The sequence below is a fragment of the Nocardia sienata NBRC 100364 genome (genome assembly GCF_001613205.1).
GTDB lineage: Bacteria > Actinomycetota > Actinomycetes > Mycobacteriales > Mycobacteriaceae > Nocardia > Nocardia sienata.
Genome location: NZ_BDBX01000004.1, coordinates 229,302 through 246,019, shown reverse-complemented (window position 1 = coordinate 246,019; position 16,718 = coordinate 229,302). Strand labels below are relative to the sequence as shown.

15 protein-coding genes and 2 riboswitches are annotated in these 16,718 nt (G+C 68.1%); of the genes, 10 read left to right on the top strand and 5 right to left on the bottom strand.

Annotation, left to right across the window (positions count from 1 at the left end):
- Positions 1-133: 133 nt before the first annotated feature.
- From NS4_RS04150 to gcvP, 7 genes are all read left to right on the top strand, one after another.
- The gene (locus NS4_RS04150) at positions 134-763 is read left to right on the top strand and encodes a CDP-alcohol phosphatidyltransferase family protein (protein ID WP_063058395.1); all 630 of its coding nucleotides are present in this window, start codon (positions 134-136) and stop codon (positions 761-763) included.
- Between the two features lie 43 nt (positions 764-806).
- On the top strand, positions 807-1,205 hold the full coding sequence (gene gcvH, locus NS4_RS04145; protein ID WP_063058116.1) for a glycine cleavage system protein GcvH: 399 nt from the start codon (positions 807-809) through the stop codon (positions 1,203-1,205).
- Between the two features lie 150 nt (positions 1,206-1,355).
- Complete coding sequence (odhI, locus tag NS4_RS04140) at positions 1,356-1,841, top strand: oxoglutarate dehydrogenase inhibitor Odhl (RefSeq protein ID WP_063058115.1); 486 nt, start codon at positions 1,356-1,358, stop codon at positions 1,839-1,841.
- A 62-nt stretch (positions 1,842-1,903) separates the two neighbouring features.
- Positions 1,904-2,710 carry a transcriptional regulator FtsR gene (ftsR, locus tag NS4_RS04135; RefSeq protein WP_063058114.1) on the top strand — a complete coding sequence of 269 codons (807 nt, stop codon included), beginning with the start codon at positions 1,904-1,906 and terminating at the stop codon, positions 2,708-2,710.
- A gap of 201 nt (positions 2,711-2,911) precedes the next feature.
- Positions 2,912-3,385 carry a bifunctional nuclease family protein gene (locus tag NS4_RS04130; protein ID WP_063058394.1) on the top strand — a complete coding sequence of 158 codons (474 nt, stop codon included), beginning with the start codon at positions 2,912-2,914 and terminating at the stop codon, positions 3,383-3,385.
- A 175-nt stretch (positions 3,386-3,560) separates the two neighbouring features.
- Complete coding sequence (locus NS4_RS04125; RefSeq protein WP_063058113.1) at positions 3,561-4,139, top strand: MerR family transcriptional regulator; 579 nt, start codon at positions 3,561-3,563, stop codon at positions 4,137-4,139.
- A 105-nt stretch (positions 4,140-4,244) separates the two neighbouring features.
- A riboswitch (glycine riboswitch) is annotated at positions 4,245-4,344 on the top strand.
- 1 nt (position 4,345) lies between these two features.
- Positions 4,346-4,451, top strand: a riboswitch (glycine riboswitch).
- A 49-nt stretch (positions 4,452-4,500) separates the two neighbouring features.
- A complete protein-coding gene (gcvP, locus tag NS4_RS04120; RefSeq protein ID WP_063058393.1) occupies positions 4,501-7,296 on the top strand; it encodes an aminomethyl-transferring glycine dehydrogenase in 2,796 nt (931 codons plus the stop codon).
- A gap of 203 nt (positions 7,297-7,499) precedes the next feature.
- Here the strand turns inward: gcvP and NS4_RS04115 are convergent, their stop codons facing one another.
- Complete coding sequence (locus NS4_RS04115; RefSeq protein WP_063058392.1) at positions 7,500-8,852, bottom strand: cation:dicarboxylate symporter family transporter; 1,353 nt, start codon at positions 8,850-8,852, stop codon at positions 7,500-7,502.
- Between the two features lie 125 nt (positions 8,853-8,977).
- Here NS4_RS04115 and NS4_RS04110 point away from each other — a divergent pair, with 125 nt between their 5' ends.
- Together NS4_RS04110 and NS4_RS04105 are read left to right on the top strand one after the other, a co-directional pair.
- Positions 8,978-10,531 carry a sensor histidine kinase gene (locus NS4_RS04110; protein WP_063058112.1) on the top strand — a complete coding sequence of 518 codons (1,554 nt, stop codon included), beginning with the start codon at positions 8,978-8,980 and terminating at the stop codon, positions 10,529-10,531.
- The gene (locus NS4_RS04105) at positions 10,528-11,241 is read left to right on the top strand and encodes a response regulator (protein WP_063058111.1); all 714 of its coding nucleotides are present in this window, start codon (positions 10,528-10,530) and stop codon (positions 11,239-11,241) included. Before NS4_RS04110 ends, NS4_RS04105 begins: the two co-directional genes overlap by 4 nt.
- A gap of 7 nt (positions 11,242-11,248) precedes the next feature.
- On the opposite strand, the gene NS4_RS04100 is transcribed toward NS4_RS04105, so the two are convergent.
- From NS4_RS04100 to NS4_RS04085, 4 genes are all read right to left on the bottom strand, one after another.
- Positions 11,249-12,871 (bottom strand): substrate-binding domain-containing protein, encoded by a 1,623-nt coding sequence (locus NS4_RS04100; protein WP_245665052.1) that lies wholly within the window; start codon positions 12,869-12,871, stop codon positions 11,249-11,251.
- Positions 12,872-13,030: 159 nt separating this feature from the next.
- Positions 13,031-13,279, bottom strand: a complete 249-nt coding sequence (locus NS4_RS04095; protein WP_063058110.1) for a WhiB family transcriptional regulator — start codon at positions 13,277-13,279, stop codon at positions 13,031-13,033.
- Entirely contained in the window at positions 13,276-13,860 is a 585-nt protein-coding gene (locus NS4_RS04090) for an HNH endonuclease (protein ID WP_063058109.1), read from the bottom strand. The genes NS4_RS04095 and NS4_RS04090 overlap by 4 nt, the downstream gene beginning before the upstream one ends.
- A gap of 67 nt (positions 13,861-13,927) precedes the next feature.
- On the bottom strand, positions 13,928-14,092 hold the full coding sequence (locus NS4_RS04085) for a hypothetical protein (protein ID WP_157105880.1): 165 nt from the start codon (positions 14,090-14,092) through the stop codon (positions 13,928-13,930).
- Positions 14,093-14,414: 322 nt separating this feature from the next.
- Between NS4_RS04085 and NS4_RS04080 the strand changes: the two genes are divergently transcribed.
- The gene (locus NS4_RS04080; protein WP_063058107.1) at positions 14,415-16,604 is read left to right on the top strand and encodes a malate synthase G; all 2,190 of its coding nucleotides are present in this window, start codon (positions 14,415-14,417) and stop codon (positions 16,602-16,604) included.
- The last annotated feature ends 114 nt before the right edge of the window (positions 16,605-16,718 follow it).

Sequence of the window (16,718 nt, the reverse complement as noted above, 5' to 3'; positions counted from 1 at the left end):
CATCGAATGACGCGGCGGGGTGTGCTGGCGTGGGTGGGCGCCATGCGGTATGCACACCCATGTGAAGAGCGATTCGGGAACCGGCGGATCCGAGACCGCGGATCGGAGTCCCGGCGGCGCGCTCGCCGCGGTCCTGTCCGACCGGCTGCTCACCGTCCCCAACGTCCTCAGCGTGCTGCGGTTGATCGGCGTACCACTGTTCCTGTGGTTGCTGCTGGTGGAGCATGCCGACGGCTGGGCGTTCGTCCTGTTGATCCTGAGCGGGCTCACCGACTTCCTGGATGGCAAACTCGCCCGGCTGCTGGACCAGTCCTCGCGGCTCGGCGCCCTGCTGGACCCCTTCGTCGACCGGCTCTACCTGGTGACCACGCTCGTCGCCTTCGTCGTCCGCGGGCTGATCCCCTGGTGGGTGGCCGCCCTGCTGATCGGGCGCGACGCGGTGCTGACCCTGACCCTGACGGTCTACCGCCGCCGTGACCTGGACCCGCCCGAGGTCATCTATCTGGGCAAGGCGGCCACCTTCGCGCTCATGTCGGCACTGCCGTGGCTGCTGGCCGGGCAGATGGACTGGGTCGGCGATGGTTTCGGCGCCGCGTTCGGTGGGGCACTACTGATCTGGGGTACGGCCGTCTATGTGTGGACCGGACTGCTCTACCTGGGCCGCGCCGTCGCCGTGGCGCGCCGGATTCCGCCGGCGCCCGCCGGAGGCCGTGCCACACATGGCGGGGATACCGGCGCGGCAGAGGGCGGCGGGCTCGCATAGAGTTGCGGGCATCGTGCACGACGACACGAGGAGAGGACATCACGTGAACCGGGTTCCGGAGGATCTGCGTTACACCGCGGAACATGAATGGGTACGTCGGATCGAGCCCACCCGTGTCCTGGTGGGGATCACCGATTACGCCCAGTCGCAACTCGGTGACGTCGTGTTCGTGCAGTTGCCCGAATCCGGCGCCGATGTTGCCGCCGGGGACGGTATCGGCGAGGTCGAATCGACCAAGAGCGTTTCCGATATCTACGCTCCACTGAGCGCGAAAGTCGTTGCGGTGAACCAGGAACTGGAGGCGAATCCGGAAACGCTGAATACCGATCCCTACGGTGACGGGTGGTTGTTCGAACTCGAGGTGGCCGATGCGACCGCATTGGACTCGAGCCTCGGTGAACTGCTCGATGCCGCGGGTTATCAAGGAGTTATCGGGGGCTGATCCAGCCTTCCCGGTTCTACCTGCACGGGTACGGCCCGGCAGGGTACGGTCAATGCCAACGGATGTGCCGCCCGGAGTCGGGGCCGCCCAGCCACGTCTTATCGCGGCATCTGCCTGCATGGTTTATGAGGTTCGAGGAGGAGAGAAACGGTGAGCGAGAACAAAGACCCGGGTTACGGGGAGACCGCGGCCGAGACGACGTCGGTCTTCCGCGCGGATTTCCTGAACGAGGTCGACGCATCGCGCTCCGGCGAGCCGACCGGTGAACAGCCGGTGCAGGGTGTCGAGGGTCTTCCGGTCGGGGCGGCGCTGCTCGTCGTCAAACGTGGCCCGAACGCGGGTTCGCGTTTTCTGCTGGACCAGCCCACCACCTCGGCCGGCCGGCATCCCGACAGCGATATCTTTCTCGACGATGTCACCGTCAGTCGTCGGCATGCCGAGTTCCGGCAGGACGAGGATTCCTTCCAGGTGGTCGATGTGGGCAGCCTGAACGGCACCTACGTCAATCGCGAGCCGGTGGATTCGTCGGAGCTGCAGAACGGTGACGAGGTACAGATCGGCAAGTTCCGGCTGGTTTTCCTCACGGGTCCGCGGACCCAGGAGACCGGTTCGGCGGCCGGTGCGGGAAGTCTGTGAACAGCTGACGATCGGTGCGCCGGTCCGGGTGATCGGCGCCTCGGCATGAAAGACTCGAGATCATGACAGGCGCGGCGCAGCAGTGGGCGCACGGAGGGATGTCCATCGGCTCCGTGCTCGATCTGCTGCGACCGGATTTTCCGGATATCACCATTTCCAAGATTCGCTTCCTGGAAGCGGAGGGCCTGATCCGGCCGGAGCGGACGCCGTCGGGCTACCGCCGGTTTTCGGTCGCAGACTGCGAGCGGTTGCGTTTCGTCCTGACGGCGCAGCGTGACCAGTACCTGCCGTTGAAGGTGATCAAGGAACAACTCGAGGCGATCGACAGCGGTGCCGCGACGCTCGGGGTGCGGGAAGCCCGCGCCCGGGCACGGACGGCTCGCCCGGATGCGGGGCATCCGGTGCCGGACGACAGTACCGGCGCGCTGCCGCGCCCGCCGCGCCGGCTGGGTGTGCCACCGGGTCGCGTCACGCCCGACGATTTCGAGTTCGATCAGCAGATCCGGGTGACCCGGGCAGATCTGCTGGAGCGGGCGGGGATCGACGAGACGTTCCTCAACGATCTGATCCGGGCGAATCTGATCACCCCCGGCCCGGCCGGGTTCTTCGACGCCGATGCGGTCACCCTCGCGACCACCGCCAAGGCGATGGCCGAATTCGGTTTGGAGGCGCGGCATCTGCGTGCGTTCAAGCTCGCCGCGGACCGGGAGGCGGCGCTGGTGGCGCAGATCGCGGCGCCGATCGCCAAGAGCCGCGACGCAGGTGCCCGGGCACGGGCCGAGGAGACGGTCCGCGAGCTTGCCGCGCTGTCGCTGACACTGCACGCGAGCCTGGTGAAGGCGTCGGTGCGTAACTCGCTCGGCGGATGAGCCGAGCGTCCGATTCCCGCCGTCATCGGCGGAATCCGGTCTGACCTGCGGCCGAGCGGCCGGTGGGTAGGCCGGTGACAACACACCGATTCCGGTGTCCATCAGCGATCGCGGCGCCGCGCCGAATTCGCCTAGACTCGTGAGTACGGCGAGCCCTGCATCGGCGAGGGCGGGCGGCCGGGGAGTATGGGAGGCAGTGCGATGAGCGAAATGCGCGTGATCGGCATCCGGGTCGAGCAGCCACAGAACCAGCCCGTCCTGCTGCTGCGGGAGGCGGAGGGGGAGCGGTATCTGCCGATCTGGATAGGACAGGCGGAGGCCACGGCCATTGTGCTCGAACAGGAGGGTGTCACACCGATCCGGCCGCTCACCCACGATCTGATCAAGGTCTTGATCGCGGATCTCGGGCACACCCTCGAGGAGGTTCATATCGTGGACCTGAAGGAAGGCACGTTCTACGCCGATCTCGTCTTCGACAACGAAGTGCGGATCTCGGCGCGGCCGTCGGATTCGGTGGCGATAGCCCTGCGCGTCGGCTGCCCTATCTACGCGGCGGAATCGGTGCTCGAGGAAGCCGGTCTGGTGATGCCGGACGAACGCGAGGACGAGGTCGAAAAGTTCAAGGAGTTCCTCGAGTCGGTATCGCCCGACGATTTCAAAGCGACCGATAGTTGAGCACTCGCCTTATTTTCTAGACCTCAACTACAGGTCGAGACTGTTACCGCGCGTCGCGTTTGGTTCGGCACTGCTGCGGCCGAGAGAATGGGGAGAGTAGCCTCATACTCGACGCCGGGCCGTCGGCTATGGGCACTGATCGGCGGAGCAAGGGAGTAGTTCAGTGGCAGAGAATATGCGGGATATGCGATCGGAAGAGGGCCCGCCTCGGCGCTACGAAATACAACCCGGATTGTTCCCCGACGATTCGGTTCCCGACGACCTGGTGGGATACCGGGTCCCGACAGCCTGTCAGGTCGCCGGTATCAGTTACCGGCAACTGGACTACTGGGCGCGAACGGGCCTGGTGGTGCCATCCATTCGCGGGGCGGCGGGCTCGGGCAGCCAACGGCTGTATTCGTTCAAGGACATCCTGGTCCTGAAAATCGTCAAGCGACTCCTCGACGCCGGTATTTCGCTGCAGAACATCCGTATCGCCGTCGAACACCTGCGTAGTCGCGGAGTCGAGGATCTGGCGAATATCACCCTGTTCTCCGATGGAACTTCGGTATACGAGTGCACCTCACCGGAAGAAGTCGTCGATTTACTGCAGGGCGGCCAAGGGGTATTCGGTATCGCGGTGAACAGCGCCATGCGCGAGCTCACCGGCGCCATCGCCGCATTCCCCGCCGAACGCGCCTCGGAGACCAGCGAACGTCCCGAGGACGAATTGTCCTACCGCCGCAAGGCGCGACTGACCCGGAAAACCGGCTGACCGCGCTCGTCGACGATCAACAGGCCGGGCCACATGAGGGGAACGACACATACCGGCAGGTGAGTCCCGGCCGTTACGGCAACCCGGGCTAGAATTACCGGGCGCCGTAGCCGTGCGGGAGAGTCCCGGATCCTCGCCGGATCCGGGCGCCGAAGGAGCAGCACCTCCCCGTCAATCTCTCAGGCACCAGGACCGTGCGGGAACCGGCGCCTCTGGAAAGTGGTGGCTGCGGGCCACCCGCCCAAGGTGAAAGGTGGACCGGAGCGAGATCCGGCCGCCGAAGCTCTCAGGCGCCGCGACAGAGGGGGAGGGCCCCGAGCCGACCGTGCCGGTCGGCCGCCCCACCCAGCAGGGAGCCGCGGTGACCCAGACCTTCGCAGATCGTCATATCGGACCGGATGACCACGAGTTCGCGCGGATACTCGCCGCGATCGGCGTCGGCTCGGCCGAGGAGCTGGCCGCTGCCGCATTGCCCGCCGGGATCCGCGACGACGATCCGCTGGCCGGGCTGCCGGCGCCGGGCACCGAACACGAGGTGCTCGCCGAACTCGCGGCGCTCGCCGAATCCGATCACATCGCCACATCGATGATCGGCCTGGGCTACTACGACACCCTGACTCCGCCGGTGCTGGTGCGTAATCTGCTGGAGAATCCGGCCTGGTACACCGCGTACACGCCTTATCAGCCGGAGATCAGCCAGGGCCGGCTGGAGGCGCTGCTGAACTTTCAGACCATGGTGACCGATCTGACCGGCACCGATGTGGCCAATGCGTCCATGCTCGATGAGGCCACAGCAGCCGCCGAAGCGATGACACTGTTGCGCCGGGTCAATCGCCGGGCTCCGGCCCGGTTGGTGATCGACCGCGATCTGTTCCCGCAGACCCGCACGGTGCTGGCCACCCGGGCGCAACCGCTGGGTATCGAGATCGTGGAAGCCGACCTGGCCGGGGCCGGTCTGCCCGACGGCGAGTTCTTCGGCGTGATCGTGCAGGTCCCCGGCGCCTCGGGCCGGATCGTGGACTGGACGGCGACGATCGCCGCTGCCCACGAGCGCGGCGCGCTGGTGGCCGCCGGGGCGGATCTGCTCGCGCTGACCCTGGTCACTCCGCCGGGCGAGCAGGGCGCGGACGTATGTTTCGGGACGACCCAGCGCTTCGGGGTGCCGATGGGGTTCGGCGGCCCGCACGCCGGATACCTGGCGGTGCGCGCCGACTACGCGCGCCAGCTGCCGGGCCGGCTGGTCGGAGTGTCCAAGGACGCGGACGGCGCCCCCGCCTACCGGCTCGCCCTGCAGACCCGCGAACAGCATATTCGCCGGGAAAAGGCCACTTCCAACATCTGTACGGCCCAGGTATTGCTCGCCATCGTGGCCGGTATGTACGCCTGCTACCACGGTGCGGAGGGGTTGCGGGCCATCGCCCGCCGGGTTCACGGGCACGCCGCGCGGCTGGCCGCGTCGCTCGGTGCGGCCCTGGTGCACGACCGCTACTTCGATACCGTGCTGGCCCGGGTGCCGGGGCAGGCGGAGACGGTGGTGGCCAAGGCTGCCGCACGCGGAGTCAATCTGCGCTGGGTGGACGACGACCATGTGGCCGTGGCCTGTGACGAGGCCACCACCGTCGACCACCTAGCGATCGTGCTGGACGCTTTCGGTATCGCCCCCGCCGAGCCGGCCGCTACCGCGATCGAGGACCGTACCTCGGATTTCCTGACCCATCCGGCGTTCACCCGGTACCACACAGAAACGGCGATGTTGCGATACCTGCGTGCGCTGTCGGATAAGGACATCGCCCTGGACCGCAGCATGATCCCGCTCGGCTCGTGCACCATGAAACTCAACGCCACCGCCGAAATGGAACCGATCACCTGGCCCGGGTTCGCGCGGTTGCACCCCTATGCCCCGGCCGCCGATACGCCGGGTCTGCGGCGGGTGATCCATGATCTGGAGCGCTGGCTGGCCGAGATCACCGGGTACGACGCGGTGAGCCTGCAACCGAACGCCGGTAGCCAGGGCGAATACGCGGGACTGCTGGCCATTCGCCGCTATCACCTGGACCGAGGCGATACCCGCCGCGACACCTGCCTCATCCCGTCCAGCGCACACGGCACCAACGCCGCATCCGCCGCCATGGCGGGCCTGCGGGTCGAGGTGGTGAAGTGCCGGGACAACGGCGATGTGGACCTCGACGATCTGCGGGCCAAGATCGCCGACCACGCCGAACGACTGGCCTGCATCATGATCACCTACCCGTCCACGCACGGCGTATACGAGAACGAGGTCGCCGAGCTGTGTGCGCTGGTGCACGATGCCGGCGGCCAGGTCTATGTCGACGGCGCGAATCTGAACGCACTGGTCGGCCTGGCCCGGCCGGGTCGGTTCGGCGGCGACGTCAGCCACCTGAATCTGCACAAGACGTTCTGCATCCCCCACGGCGGCGGCGGCCCGGGCGTCGGTCCGGTCGCGGTCCGCTCCCACCTGGCGCCCTACCTGCCCGGCGATCCACTGGTCGCCGGGTCGCACGCGGTGTCGGCGGCGGAGTACGGGTCGGCATCGATCCTGCCGATCACCTGGGCCTACATCCGGATGATGGGAGCCGAGGGACTGCGCCGGGCCACTCTCACCGCGATCGCGTCGGCCAACTATCTGGCACGCCGCCTCGGTGAGTACTACCCCGTCCTCTACACGGGCGACAACGAGATGGTCGCCCACGAATGCATCCTGGATCTGCGCGAGATCACCAAGACCACCGGTGTCACCGTCGACGATGTGGCCAAACGGCTCGCCGACTACGGGTTCCACGCGCCGACCATGAGCTTCCCGGTGGCGGGCACCCTGATGGTGGAACCGACCGAGAGCGAGAACCTGGCCGAGCTCGACGCATTCGCCGAGGCCATGATCGCCATCCGGCGCGAGATCGATCGGGTGGGCACGGGGGAGTGGCCGGCCGAGGACAATCCGCTGCGCAATGCCCCGCACACCGCGGCGAGCCTGGTCCGCGACTGGGATCATCCGTACAGCCGGGAGGTCGCGGCGTACCCGCTCGGTCTCACCCACGATCGGCCCAAGGTGTGGCCGGCCGTGCGCCGGATCGATGGCGCGTTCGGTGACCGCAATCTGATCTGCACCTGCCCACCGCCGGAGGCCTACGCGGACTGACGCGCAGCCGATGCCGGACCGGAGTTCGGTACACCCGCCCGGTCGGCGCCTTCGCGTGACGACCGGCGGGCGTGGGTGTGTCCGGCCGGTCCGGAAATCGGTGGTCCCCTGAGGTCGGGAACGGACTTCGCCCGGCCGGGTCCCGTTCCGGAGAACGACACCTCGACCGGGGCACGACGGACCGGGCGGCCCATCGATCGGCGTCAGGCCGGAACGAGGACCTTTGTGCTGTCCTCCTCGGCCGGCCGCGAGTCGTGGTCGTCCACCATGGTCTGCTCGTCGAACGGCACCTTCCGGTCCAGGACGTCGCGCATCTGCTCGGGGTCCACGGTCTTGGTCCAGGTGCCGACCAGCAGGGTGGCGACGGCGTTACCGGAGAAATTGGTGAGCGCGCGGGCCTCGGACATGAAGCGATCGATGCCGACGATCAAACCGACGCCGTCGAGGAGTTCGGGCCGATGACTCTGCAGCCCGCCGGCCAGGGTGGCCAGGCCCGCACCGGTGACACCGGCCGCGCCCTTGGACGCCACGATCATGAACACCAGCAGACCGAGTTGTTCGCCCAGGTTCAACGGCTGTCCCATCGCGTCGGCGATGAAGATCGAGGCCATGGTCAGATAGATGGCGGTGCCGTCCAGATTGAACGAATAGCCGGTCGGTACCACCACGCCCACGGTGGTGCGCTGCACCCCCATATGTTCCATTTTCGCGATCAGCCGCGGCAGTGCCGATTCCGAGGAGGAGGTGGCCACGATGAGCAGGTATTCGCGAGCGAGGTAACGGCACAGTTTGAAGATCGACACCCTCGCGACCAGCCGCAGCAGGACACCGAGTACGCCGAAGACGAACAGCAGGCAGGTCAGATAGAAGGCGATCATCAGGGTGGCCAGCTGGACCACGGCTTCCAAACCGGTCCGGCCCACCACATTGGCGATCGCGCCGAACGCGCCGATCGGGGCCAGCCAGAGGATCATCGACAGGATTCGGAAGACCAGCTTCTGGATGAGTGCGACGCCGCGCAGGATCGGCTCACCGGCCGAACCCATGGCCTGCACCGCGAACCCGACCAGTAGCGCGACGAACAGCGCCTGCAGCACACTGCCCGCCGTCAGCGAGGAGACCAGGGTCGTGGGGATGATGCTGTGCAGGAATTCCACGGTGCCGCCGGCTCCGTGTGCCTCTTCGGCGTACTTGGCGCCCTGGCCCGCGGACTCGGTGATGTTCAGCCCGGTGCCCGGATCGAGCAGATTTCCGACCAGCAGTCCGATACCCAGGGCCACCGTGGACATGGCCAGGAAGTACCCGAGGGCCAGGCCGCCGACCTTACCGACGGTGGTGGCCGCGCGCACCGAACCGATCCCCAGGACGATGGTGCAGAAGATGACCGGTGCGATCATCATCTTGATCAGGTCGACGAACATCGTGCCCAGCGGTGCCAGCGCGCGCCCGGTGTCGGGCGCGAGCCAACCGACCAGTATGCCCGCCAGGACGGCGACGATAACCGCCAGATAGAGCCAGTGGGTGCGATCCCGCCGTGTTCGAGTCCGGTCCTCCATGACCTGGTCTCCTCCCGAGTCGTAGTGCGCGGGCGCGGTGAACCCGGCCACCACGCCCTGTGCCATGGTGGACCGATACGTGACGTCCGTCACGCTTTTGTGCATTTCGTTCAGCGGAGGAGCTTGTGCGAACCGGTCGATGGTCCCTGGCGGGACAGGTGTTCGTCCTGCAATTGGTGCTGTTGTCGCTGGTCACAGTCCTCTGGGCCGGGTACGCGGTACTGGATGCCCGGCGCGAGGGCGACCGGACCGCCACCCGCGAGGTCACCGATATCGCGGTGAGCGTCGCGGCGGCGCCGTCCACCGCGGCCGCGGTGCGATCCCCGGACCCGACCGCGTTGCTGCAGCCGGTGACCGAACAGATCCGGCGGGCGACCGGGGTGGATTTCATCGTGGTGATGGCTCCCGACCGCACCCGGTTCACCCACACCGATCCGGCGCGGATCGGTAGACCGTTCAGCGGGAACATCGACCGCGCCCTGGCGGGTGCCACCTTCACCGAGACCTACACCGGTAGCCTGGGCCCCTCCATCCGCGCGGTGACCCCGGTCAACGCCGACGGGCGCGTGGTCGCGCTGGTCTCCGCGGGTGTGACCCGGGCCGTGATCGGGGAACGCCTCACCGCGCAGTTACCCGTCATCGTGGGTGTGACCGCCGCGGGTCTTCTGGTCGCCGCCGCCGGGTCCCTGCTGCTGAACCGCCGATTGCGCAGGCAGACCCAGGGGCTGGCACCCGCGCAACTATGGGCGATGTACGAACATCACGACGCGGTTCTGCATGCGGTCCACGAGGGGCTGCTGGTCTTCGGGCCGACCGGCGAGCGGGCGGAAGTGGTCAACGACGAGGCCCGCCGGTTGCTCGAGCTGCCCGAGGGGCCGGTGACCCGGGCCGACCTGCCCGCCTCACTCCGTGACCTGGACCGCCGGACCGTCCGCGACGAAACCCATGTGACCGCCGACCGGGTGCTCCTGGTCAATCAGGACGTCGTCGATCTGGGGCGCCGCGCGCAGGGCACTGTGACCACCATTCGTGACCACACGGAATTGCGTACGGTACTGGGCGAACTCGATACCGTCCGCGGGTTCGCCGAATCCCTGCGGGCCCAGGCGCACGAATCGGCCAATCGGCTGCACACCGTCGTCACCATGGTGGAGCTGGGCCGCTACGACGAGGCGGTGCAATTCGCGACCGCGGAGCTCGAGCTGTCCCAGGCCCTGATCGATCGGCTGCTGGCCGAGGTGGGCGATCCGGTGCTGGCGGCCCTGCTGCTGGGCAAGGTGAACCAGGCGGCCGAGCGCGATGTCGAACTGACCGTGACCGCCGATACCGCCATGGATTCGGCGGCGCCGCTGTCCACCCGGGAGGCGGTAACCCTGATGGGGAACCTGATCGACAATGCGATCGATGCCGTGGCCGGCAGCCCCGATGCCTGGGTCGAGGTGACCGCGCGCGCGGACGCGACGGCGCTGACGGTCCGGGTGGCCGACAGCGGCCCCGGTATCCCGCCGCAGAGTTTCGTCCGGGCCGCGGAACGCGGATACTCCACCAAGGCCGGGCACCACGGTCTGGGCCTGGCGCTGGTGCTCGGGCTGGTCACCCGCCACGGTGGCACCATCGGTACCGAGACCGCTCCGGAGAGTGCGGTCACGGTGCGTATTCCACGGGAGGAACGCGGATGATCCGGGTGCTCATCGTCGACGACGAACCGCTGATCGCCGACGCCCACGCGGCCTACCTCGGCCGGCTCTCCGGATTCCGCGTGGTGGGCCGCGCGCGCACCGGCCGCGACGCGCTGCGGTCCGTGGCGGCCGCGGCGACCGCCGGTGCGCCCATCGATCTGGTGTTGCTGGATATCGGTCTGCCCGATATGAGCGGCCTCGAGGTGGCGGCGACTCTCGTCGGGCAGCGGCCGCGACCGGACGTCATCGCGATCACCTCGGCCCGGGACCTGGCCATGGTCCGCGCGGCCGTGGCCCACGGTGTGGTGCTCTACCTGTTGAAACCGTTCACCTTCGCGGCGTTTCAGGACAAACTCGAACGGTACCGGGAGTTCCACGGCGCCCTGCCCACCGGCGAAGCCGCCGCCACCCAGGACGATATCGACAAGGCCCTGGCGGTGCTGCGCACTCCCGCGCGACAGGCCGGCACACCGAAAGGAGTCGCGCCGAACACGCTGGCGGAGATCACCCGCGCGGTCCGCGCCGCTCCGGACGGGCTCACCGCCGCCGACGCGGCAACCTCGATCGGGGTTTCACGGATCACCGCCTGGCGTTATCTGGAGCGGCTGACCGAGGACGGTGTGCTGGACCGCCGCTCCGAATACGGCCGAACCGGCCGGCCCCGGACCCGCTATCACTGGCGGGAATCCCGGGCCGGGCGGTCCGGATGACCGCCGGTCAGGGTGTGGTGAGCGCCCCGACCACGGCGGTGCCGAACTCGAGGTCGTTACTGCTCGGCAGTAGGGCATAGCTGCCGCCGGTGCGCTGGGTCAGCGTGCGCAATGTATCGGTGCCCTGGCCGCCCCCGACGACTATGACGTCCACCCGGATGGGTGTCGCGGGATCGCCCGCGTCCTGGATGGCGGACAGGAGGTCTTCTCCGCTGAGCGTGGACTCGTCTTCGGGTCCGTCGGTGACGAGCAGGATCGAATTGGTGCGGTCGGCGGCGTAGGTCTCTATCGCGCCGCGATACGCCGCCAGCAATGCCGGATAGCATTCGTCGGCGCTCTCGGTGCTCGCCTGGATCTTCCCGAGCGATCCCATCAGGGTGCCGCGGTGTTCGTCGTCGAGGCGGGCGGTGCCGGCGATGACCCGGTACGGGTTGTCGCCGTCGACGTTCTTGCCGAATGTCCAGATGCCCAGACCGAAATCGGGCGGCATCACATTCAAGGTGGAGGCCAGCGCGCCGACGGTGTTGGTCAGGCGGGTGAGGTCGCCTTCGGTGGTGCCCATGGAGGACGAGACGTCCAGCAGCGCGGTGGCCTGCACCCCGAGCACCGGGTTGGTGAGCGCCTTGCGGAGCCGGTCCAGCGCGGCGCGCGGCGGCGAGACGACCTGCTGGGCCGGCGGCGCGGCGAATCCGGCGGCGATCAGGTCCCGCTGCTGTTCGGGCCTGCGCAGGTAGTCGGCGAACAGACCGGCGATGAGATTCTGTGTCTCGTCCACCCAGGGGCCGGACATGATCGCGGCCGGATAGTCGGCCACCGGCGCCGCCCCGACAGGGACATAGGCGGTCGCGCTGCCATCGGCCGCCAGTTGCCGCTGGGTCACGGGTACGGCGTGCACCGCGGCCTCGGCCGGAGCGGCGGCCGACAGGGTGGTCAGCGCTGCGGAGACATCGGCGGCCTCGGGTGCGGCGGCGGCCAGCCCCGATACCGCGGAGATCGCCTGGCCGGATTTCGCGGCCTCCTCGGTGAGCGGTTCGGTGCCGGAGATCGCACCGGCCACGGCGGCGGCGACGGCGAGCGTGCTGTCACCCGCAGGGAGCGCCAACTCCAACCCCGCCCAGCCCGGGAGGCCGATCTGATCGAGTGAACCCTGTTGCAGCCGTGGCAGATCCGCCCACGAGGTCTGGGTGGCGGCCAGCGCGTGCCGCAGGATCTCGGGCACGGCGAGCACGATGGGGCTGGACGCGATCGACTGCGGGGTGCCCTCGATGAGGCCGGGCACCCGCATGGACTCGATATCGCGGCTGGACACCGGTATCCACAGCCCCGGCCGGGGGCCGAGGACGGGATTCCAGGTGGCGTTCGAGGTGAAGGCGGCCACCATATCGGCGGACGGCCGCTCGGTGACGACGACCTTCGCGCAGTGGTCGCGGACCACCGGCCGGGTCTCGTTGTAGCGTGCCGCAATGGTGCGGACCGGGTCTGCGACGTCCGGATCGGCCGTCACGTCGAGGACGGCCTCACCTTCCACGCACGTTCCCGCGGCCGCCGATCGGTCCGCGGAATCCGTGCTCAGTCGAGAACATCCGAAAACCAGTGCGACCAGGACCACCACGATAACCGCCGCGATCACCGGTCCCTTGCTCGATCTCCGGGAAGAACCGGTGCTGCGATGGGTACCCACGGGCAGTCAGTCTATGGTCCTGAACCGCCCCGTGACGCACCACGGTCACGACTGTGGGGCCGTGCTCGCCGCACGGCCCCACAGTGCCTCCGACCAGCTTCGATCCGGCTACTCCCGGATCATCGTGCCTCGGTCGAATTCCTGCCCGCCCCACACGCCGGATTGTCCGGTGCGCTCGGCGAACCTCCGGCATTCGGGCCGGATCGGGCAGCGCCCGCACACTTCCCGCGCATAGGCGAAGTCCTGGGACGGGTAGGGAAACCACGCCTCGTGGTTCGGGTCGCCACGGCAGGCGGCCCGCTGCCATTCGCGGCTGTCGGAGACGGGCAGCAGGTCTGCCAGAATCTCGACGGTCATCTCGATCCCCTCCTCTCGTGGATCGCCTCGGTGGTGGTTGTCGTCGTGAGTTGCCGCCAGACCCGCCGCTGCGCCCGGGCGAGCGGATCCGGCGGCCGGGGCTGCCAGAGCAGCCGCATACCGGCCTCTTCGGGGGTGCGGTCGGCTTTACCGGTATTGCAGGGGGCGCAGCACGCGATGAGGTTCTCCCAGGTATTGGGCCCGCCTCGGCTGCGCGGCCGGATGTGGTCGACGGTGTGCGCCCCGGCTCCGCAGTATCCGCACCGGTTCCCGTCCCGCCGCAGGATCGCGGCATGGGTGGCACGGCCCTCGGGCCGGCGGACCGCGAGATGGGCCAGGTATCGGTAGCGGACCAAGCGGATCGTCTCCGGCAGCATGATCTCGGTGTGCTGGGACCGGATCGGGAAATTCGGCTGCCGGATGACGACGGATTCGGCGATTCCGCTGGTCAGCAATACCACTGCCCGGTCGGCCGGAATCCGGGCCAACGCCTCGTAGCTGGCATTGAGCACCAGGACGCGGCTGTGTATCCAATTGTCCGGAGTGAGCTTCGCCGGTTCGGCGACAGCAGTTGTCGGCATGGGAACCACCAGATTTCGTCGGCCCGGGACAGCCGGGACTACAACGGACGCGGGAGAAGGCGGGCGGTCAGCGCCGCTGCGGGAGGAGCCGGTCGATCGCGAGATCGCCGCCGGCGGGTTTCGGCTGCCGCAGCGGTTCGCCGCGGACGCCCATCGGCCGGTTCGGCGCGCTGGTGCGCGCTGCGGAATCGGCGTTCGACCGGGTGTCACCGGCCGGTGCGACTGGATACAAGACCACTCCTCCCTTCTCTGTGTCGTAGCCCTGCCGGGTGGCGGGCCGGGTGGAATACATGGTGGCACAGGGCGGTAACGGTTGTCGGCTCATTTTTTCCGGCACCGGATCGGTGCGCCGGCAACCGGCGGTCGTAGCCAAGGGATGGACCGCCGCGACGCCGGCGGCGGAGCCCCCGTGGCCGCGACGGTCCGGAGTAGAGTCCGGGACCGGGACGACTGCGCCCCGTCCACGTGATCACCCGGCGATCGGAGCGCCGCTACCGGTCGGTAACATAAACATCGACTTTCCACCCGGTATTTCGCGGAAGTGAGGCACGTAGATGACAGAGCGGAAAAAGGTCGGCGGGCTCGAGGTTGCCACCGTTCTCCACGACTTCGTAGAGAACGAGGCGCTCCCCGGTACCGGCGTCGATTCCGCCGCGTTCTGGGCCGGCGCCGAGCGGATCATCACCGAGTTCGCCCCGCGCAACCGGGCCCTGCTGGCCGAACGCGACGAGATCCAGGGCAAGCTCGACGCCTGGCACAGCGAACACCCGGGCGCCAACTACGACAAGTCGGCGTATAAGCAGTTCCTGGTCGAGATCGGCTACCTACAGCCCGAGCCCGCCGATTTCACCATCGGCACCGCCGGCGTCGACGAGGAGATCAGCAGCACCGCCGGCCCGCAGCTGGTGGTCCCGGTGAGCAACGCGCGGTTCGCCATCAACGCCGCCAATGCCCGCTGGGGATCGCTGTACGACGCGCTCTACGGCACCGACGCCATCCCGGAGACCGGCGGCGCCGAGAAGGGCACCGGCTACAACCGGGTGCGCGGCGACAAGGTCATCGAATGGGCCCGCAACTTCCTCGACGACGCGGTCACCCTGATCACCGGTTCGCATATCGGCTCCACCTCCTACGCCATCGTCGACGGTGAGCTAGAGGTGGGCCTGGAGGACGGCACCACCATCGGTCTGGCCGATGCCGGTCAGCTGGTCGGCTATATCGGCGACCCGGCCGCGCCGCGATCGATCCTGCTGAAGAACAACGGTCTGCACATCGAGATCCAGATCGATCCCGAGTCGCCGATCGGCAGCACCGATACCGCCGGTATCAAGGACGTGGTCCTCGAATCCGCGGTCACCACGATCATGGACTTCGAGGACTCCGTGGCCGCGGTGGACGCCGAGGACAAGACCCTCTGCTACCGCAACTGGCTGGGCCTGATGAAGGGCGATCTCGCCGAAGAGGTCACCAAGAACGGCAAAACCTTCACCCGGACCATGAACCCGGATCGGGTCTACACCGCCCTGGACGGCTCCGAACTGACGGTGCACGGCCGGTCGCTGCTGTTCGTGCGCAATGTGGGCCATCTGATGACCAGTGACGCGATCCTGGACGCCGAGGGCAACGAGGTGCCCGAGGGCATCCTGGACGGCATCATCACCTCGCTGATCGCCAAGCATTCGCTGCGCGACGATGTGGCGCTCACCAACAGCCGCACGGGTTCGGTCTACATCGTGAAGCCGAAGATGCACGGCCCGGACGAGGTGGCGTTCACCAACGACCTGTTCGCCGCGGTCGAGGATGTGCTGGACCTGCCGCGCAATACGCTCAAGGTCGGCATCATGGACGAGGAGCGCCGCACCACGGTGAACCTGAAGGCGTGCATCAACGCCGCCGCCGACCGCGTGGTGTTCATCAACACCGGCTTCCTGGATCGCACCGGCGACGAGATCCACACCTCCATGGAGGCGGGTCCGATGATCCGCAAGGCGGAGATGAAGACCCAGCGCTGGATCCTGGCCTACGAGGACTGGAACGTCGATACCGGTATCACGGCCGGTCTGCCGCACAAGGCGCAGATCGGCAAGGGGATGTGGGCGATGCCGGATCTGATGGCTGGCATGCTCGAGCAGAAGATCGGCCACCCCAGGGCCGGCGCCACCACCGCGTGGGTGCCCTCGCCGACGGCGGCCACCCTGCACGCCACCCACTACCACTTGGTGGATGTGTTCAAACGGCAGGCCGAGATCGCCAAGGGCGGGGCACGCGCGAGTGTCGACGACATCCTGCAGATCCCATTGGCCGCGGACACCAACTGGTCGGAGGCCGACAAGCAGGAGGAACTGGACAACAACTCGCAGTCCATCCTCGGTTACGTGGTGCGCTGGATCGACCAGGGTGTGGGTTGTTCCAAGGTGCCCGACATCTCCGATATCGCGCTGATGGAGGATCGCGCCACCCTGCGGATCTCGAGCCAGCTGATGGCCAACTGGCTGCGTCACGGTGTGGTCACCACCGATGAGGTGGTGGCGAGCCTGGAGCGGATGGCGCCGGTGGTGGACCGGCAGAACGCCGGCGATCCCGGCTACCGTCCGATGGCGCCCGATTTCGCGGGCAGTGTGGCGTTCCAGGCCGCGAAGGATCTCATCCTCGAGGGCACCGCGCAGCCCAACGGGTACACCGAGCCGATCCTGCACCGCCGCCGCCGTGAGGCCAAGGCGCTGGCGGGTAAGAACGAGGCGTAACCGGTCCGATACGACAGCACGCAGTCCCCGGTCCCGCGAGCGGCCGGGGACTGCGTGTGCGCCTGCCCGGTATGCCCGCGCGGGGCCGGGCAGGAATGTCGACGCCGGGTCGCG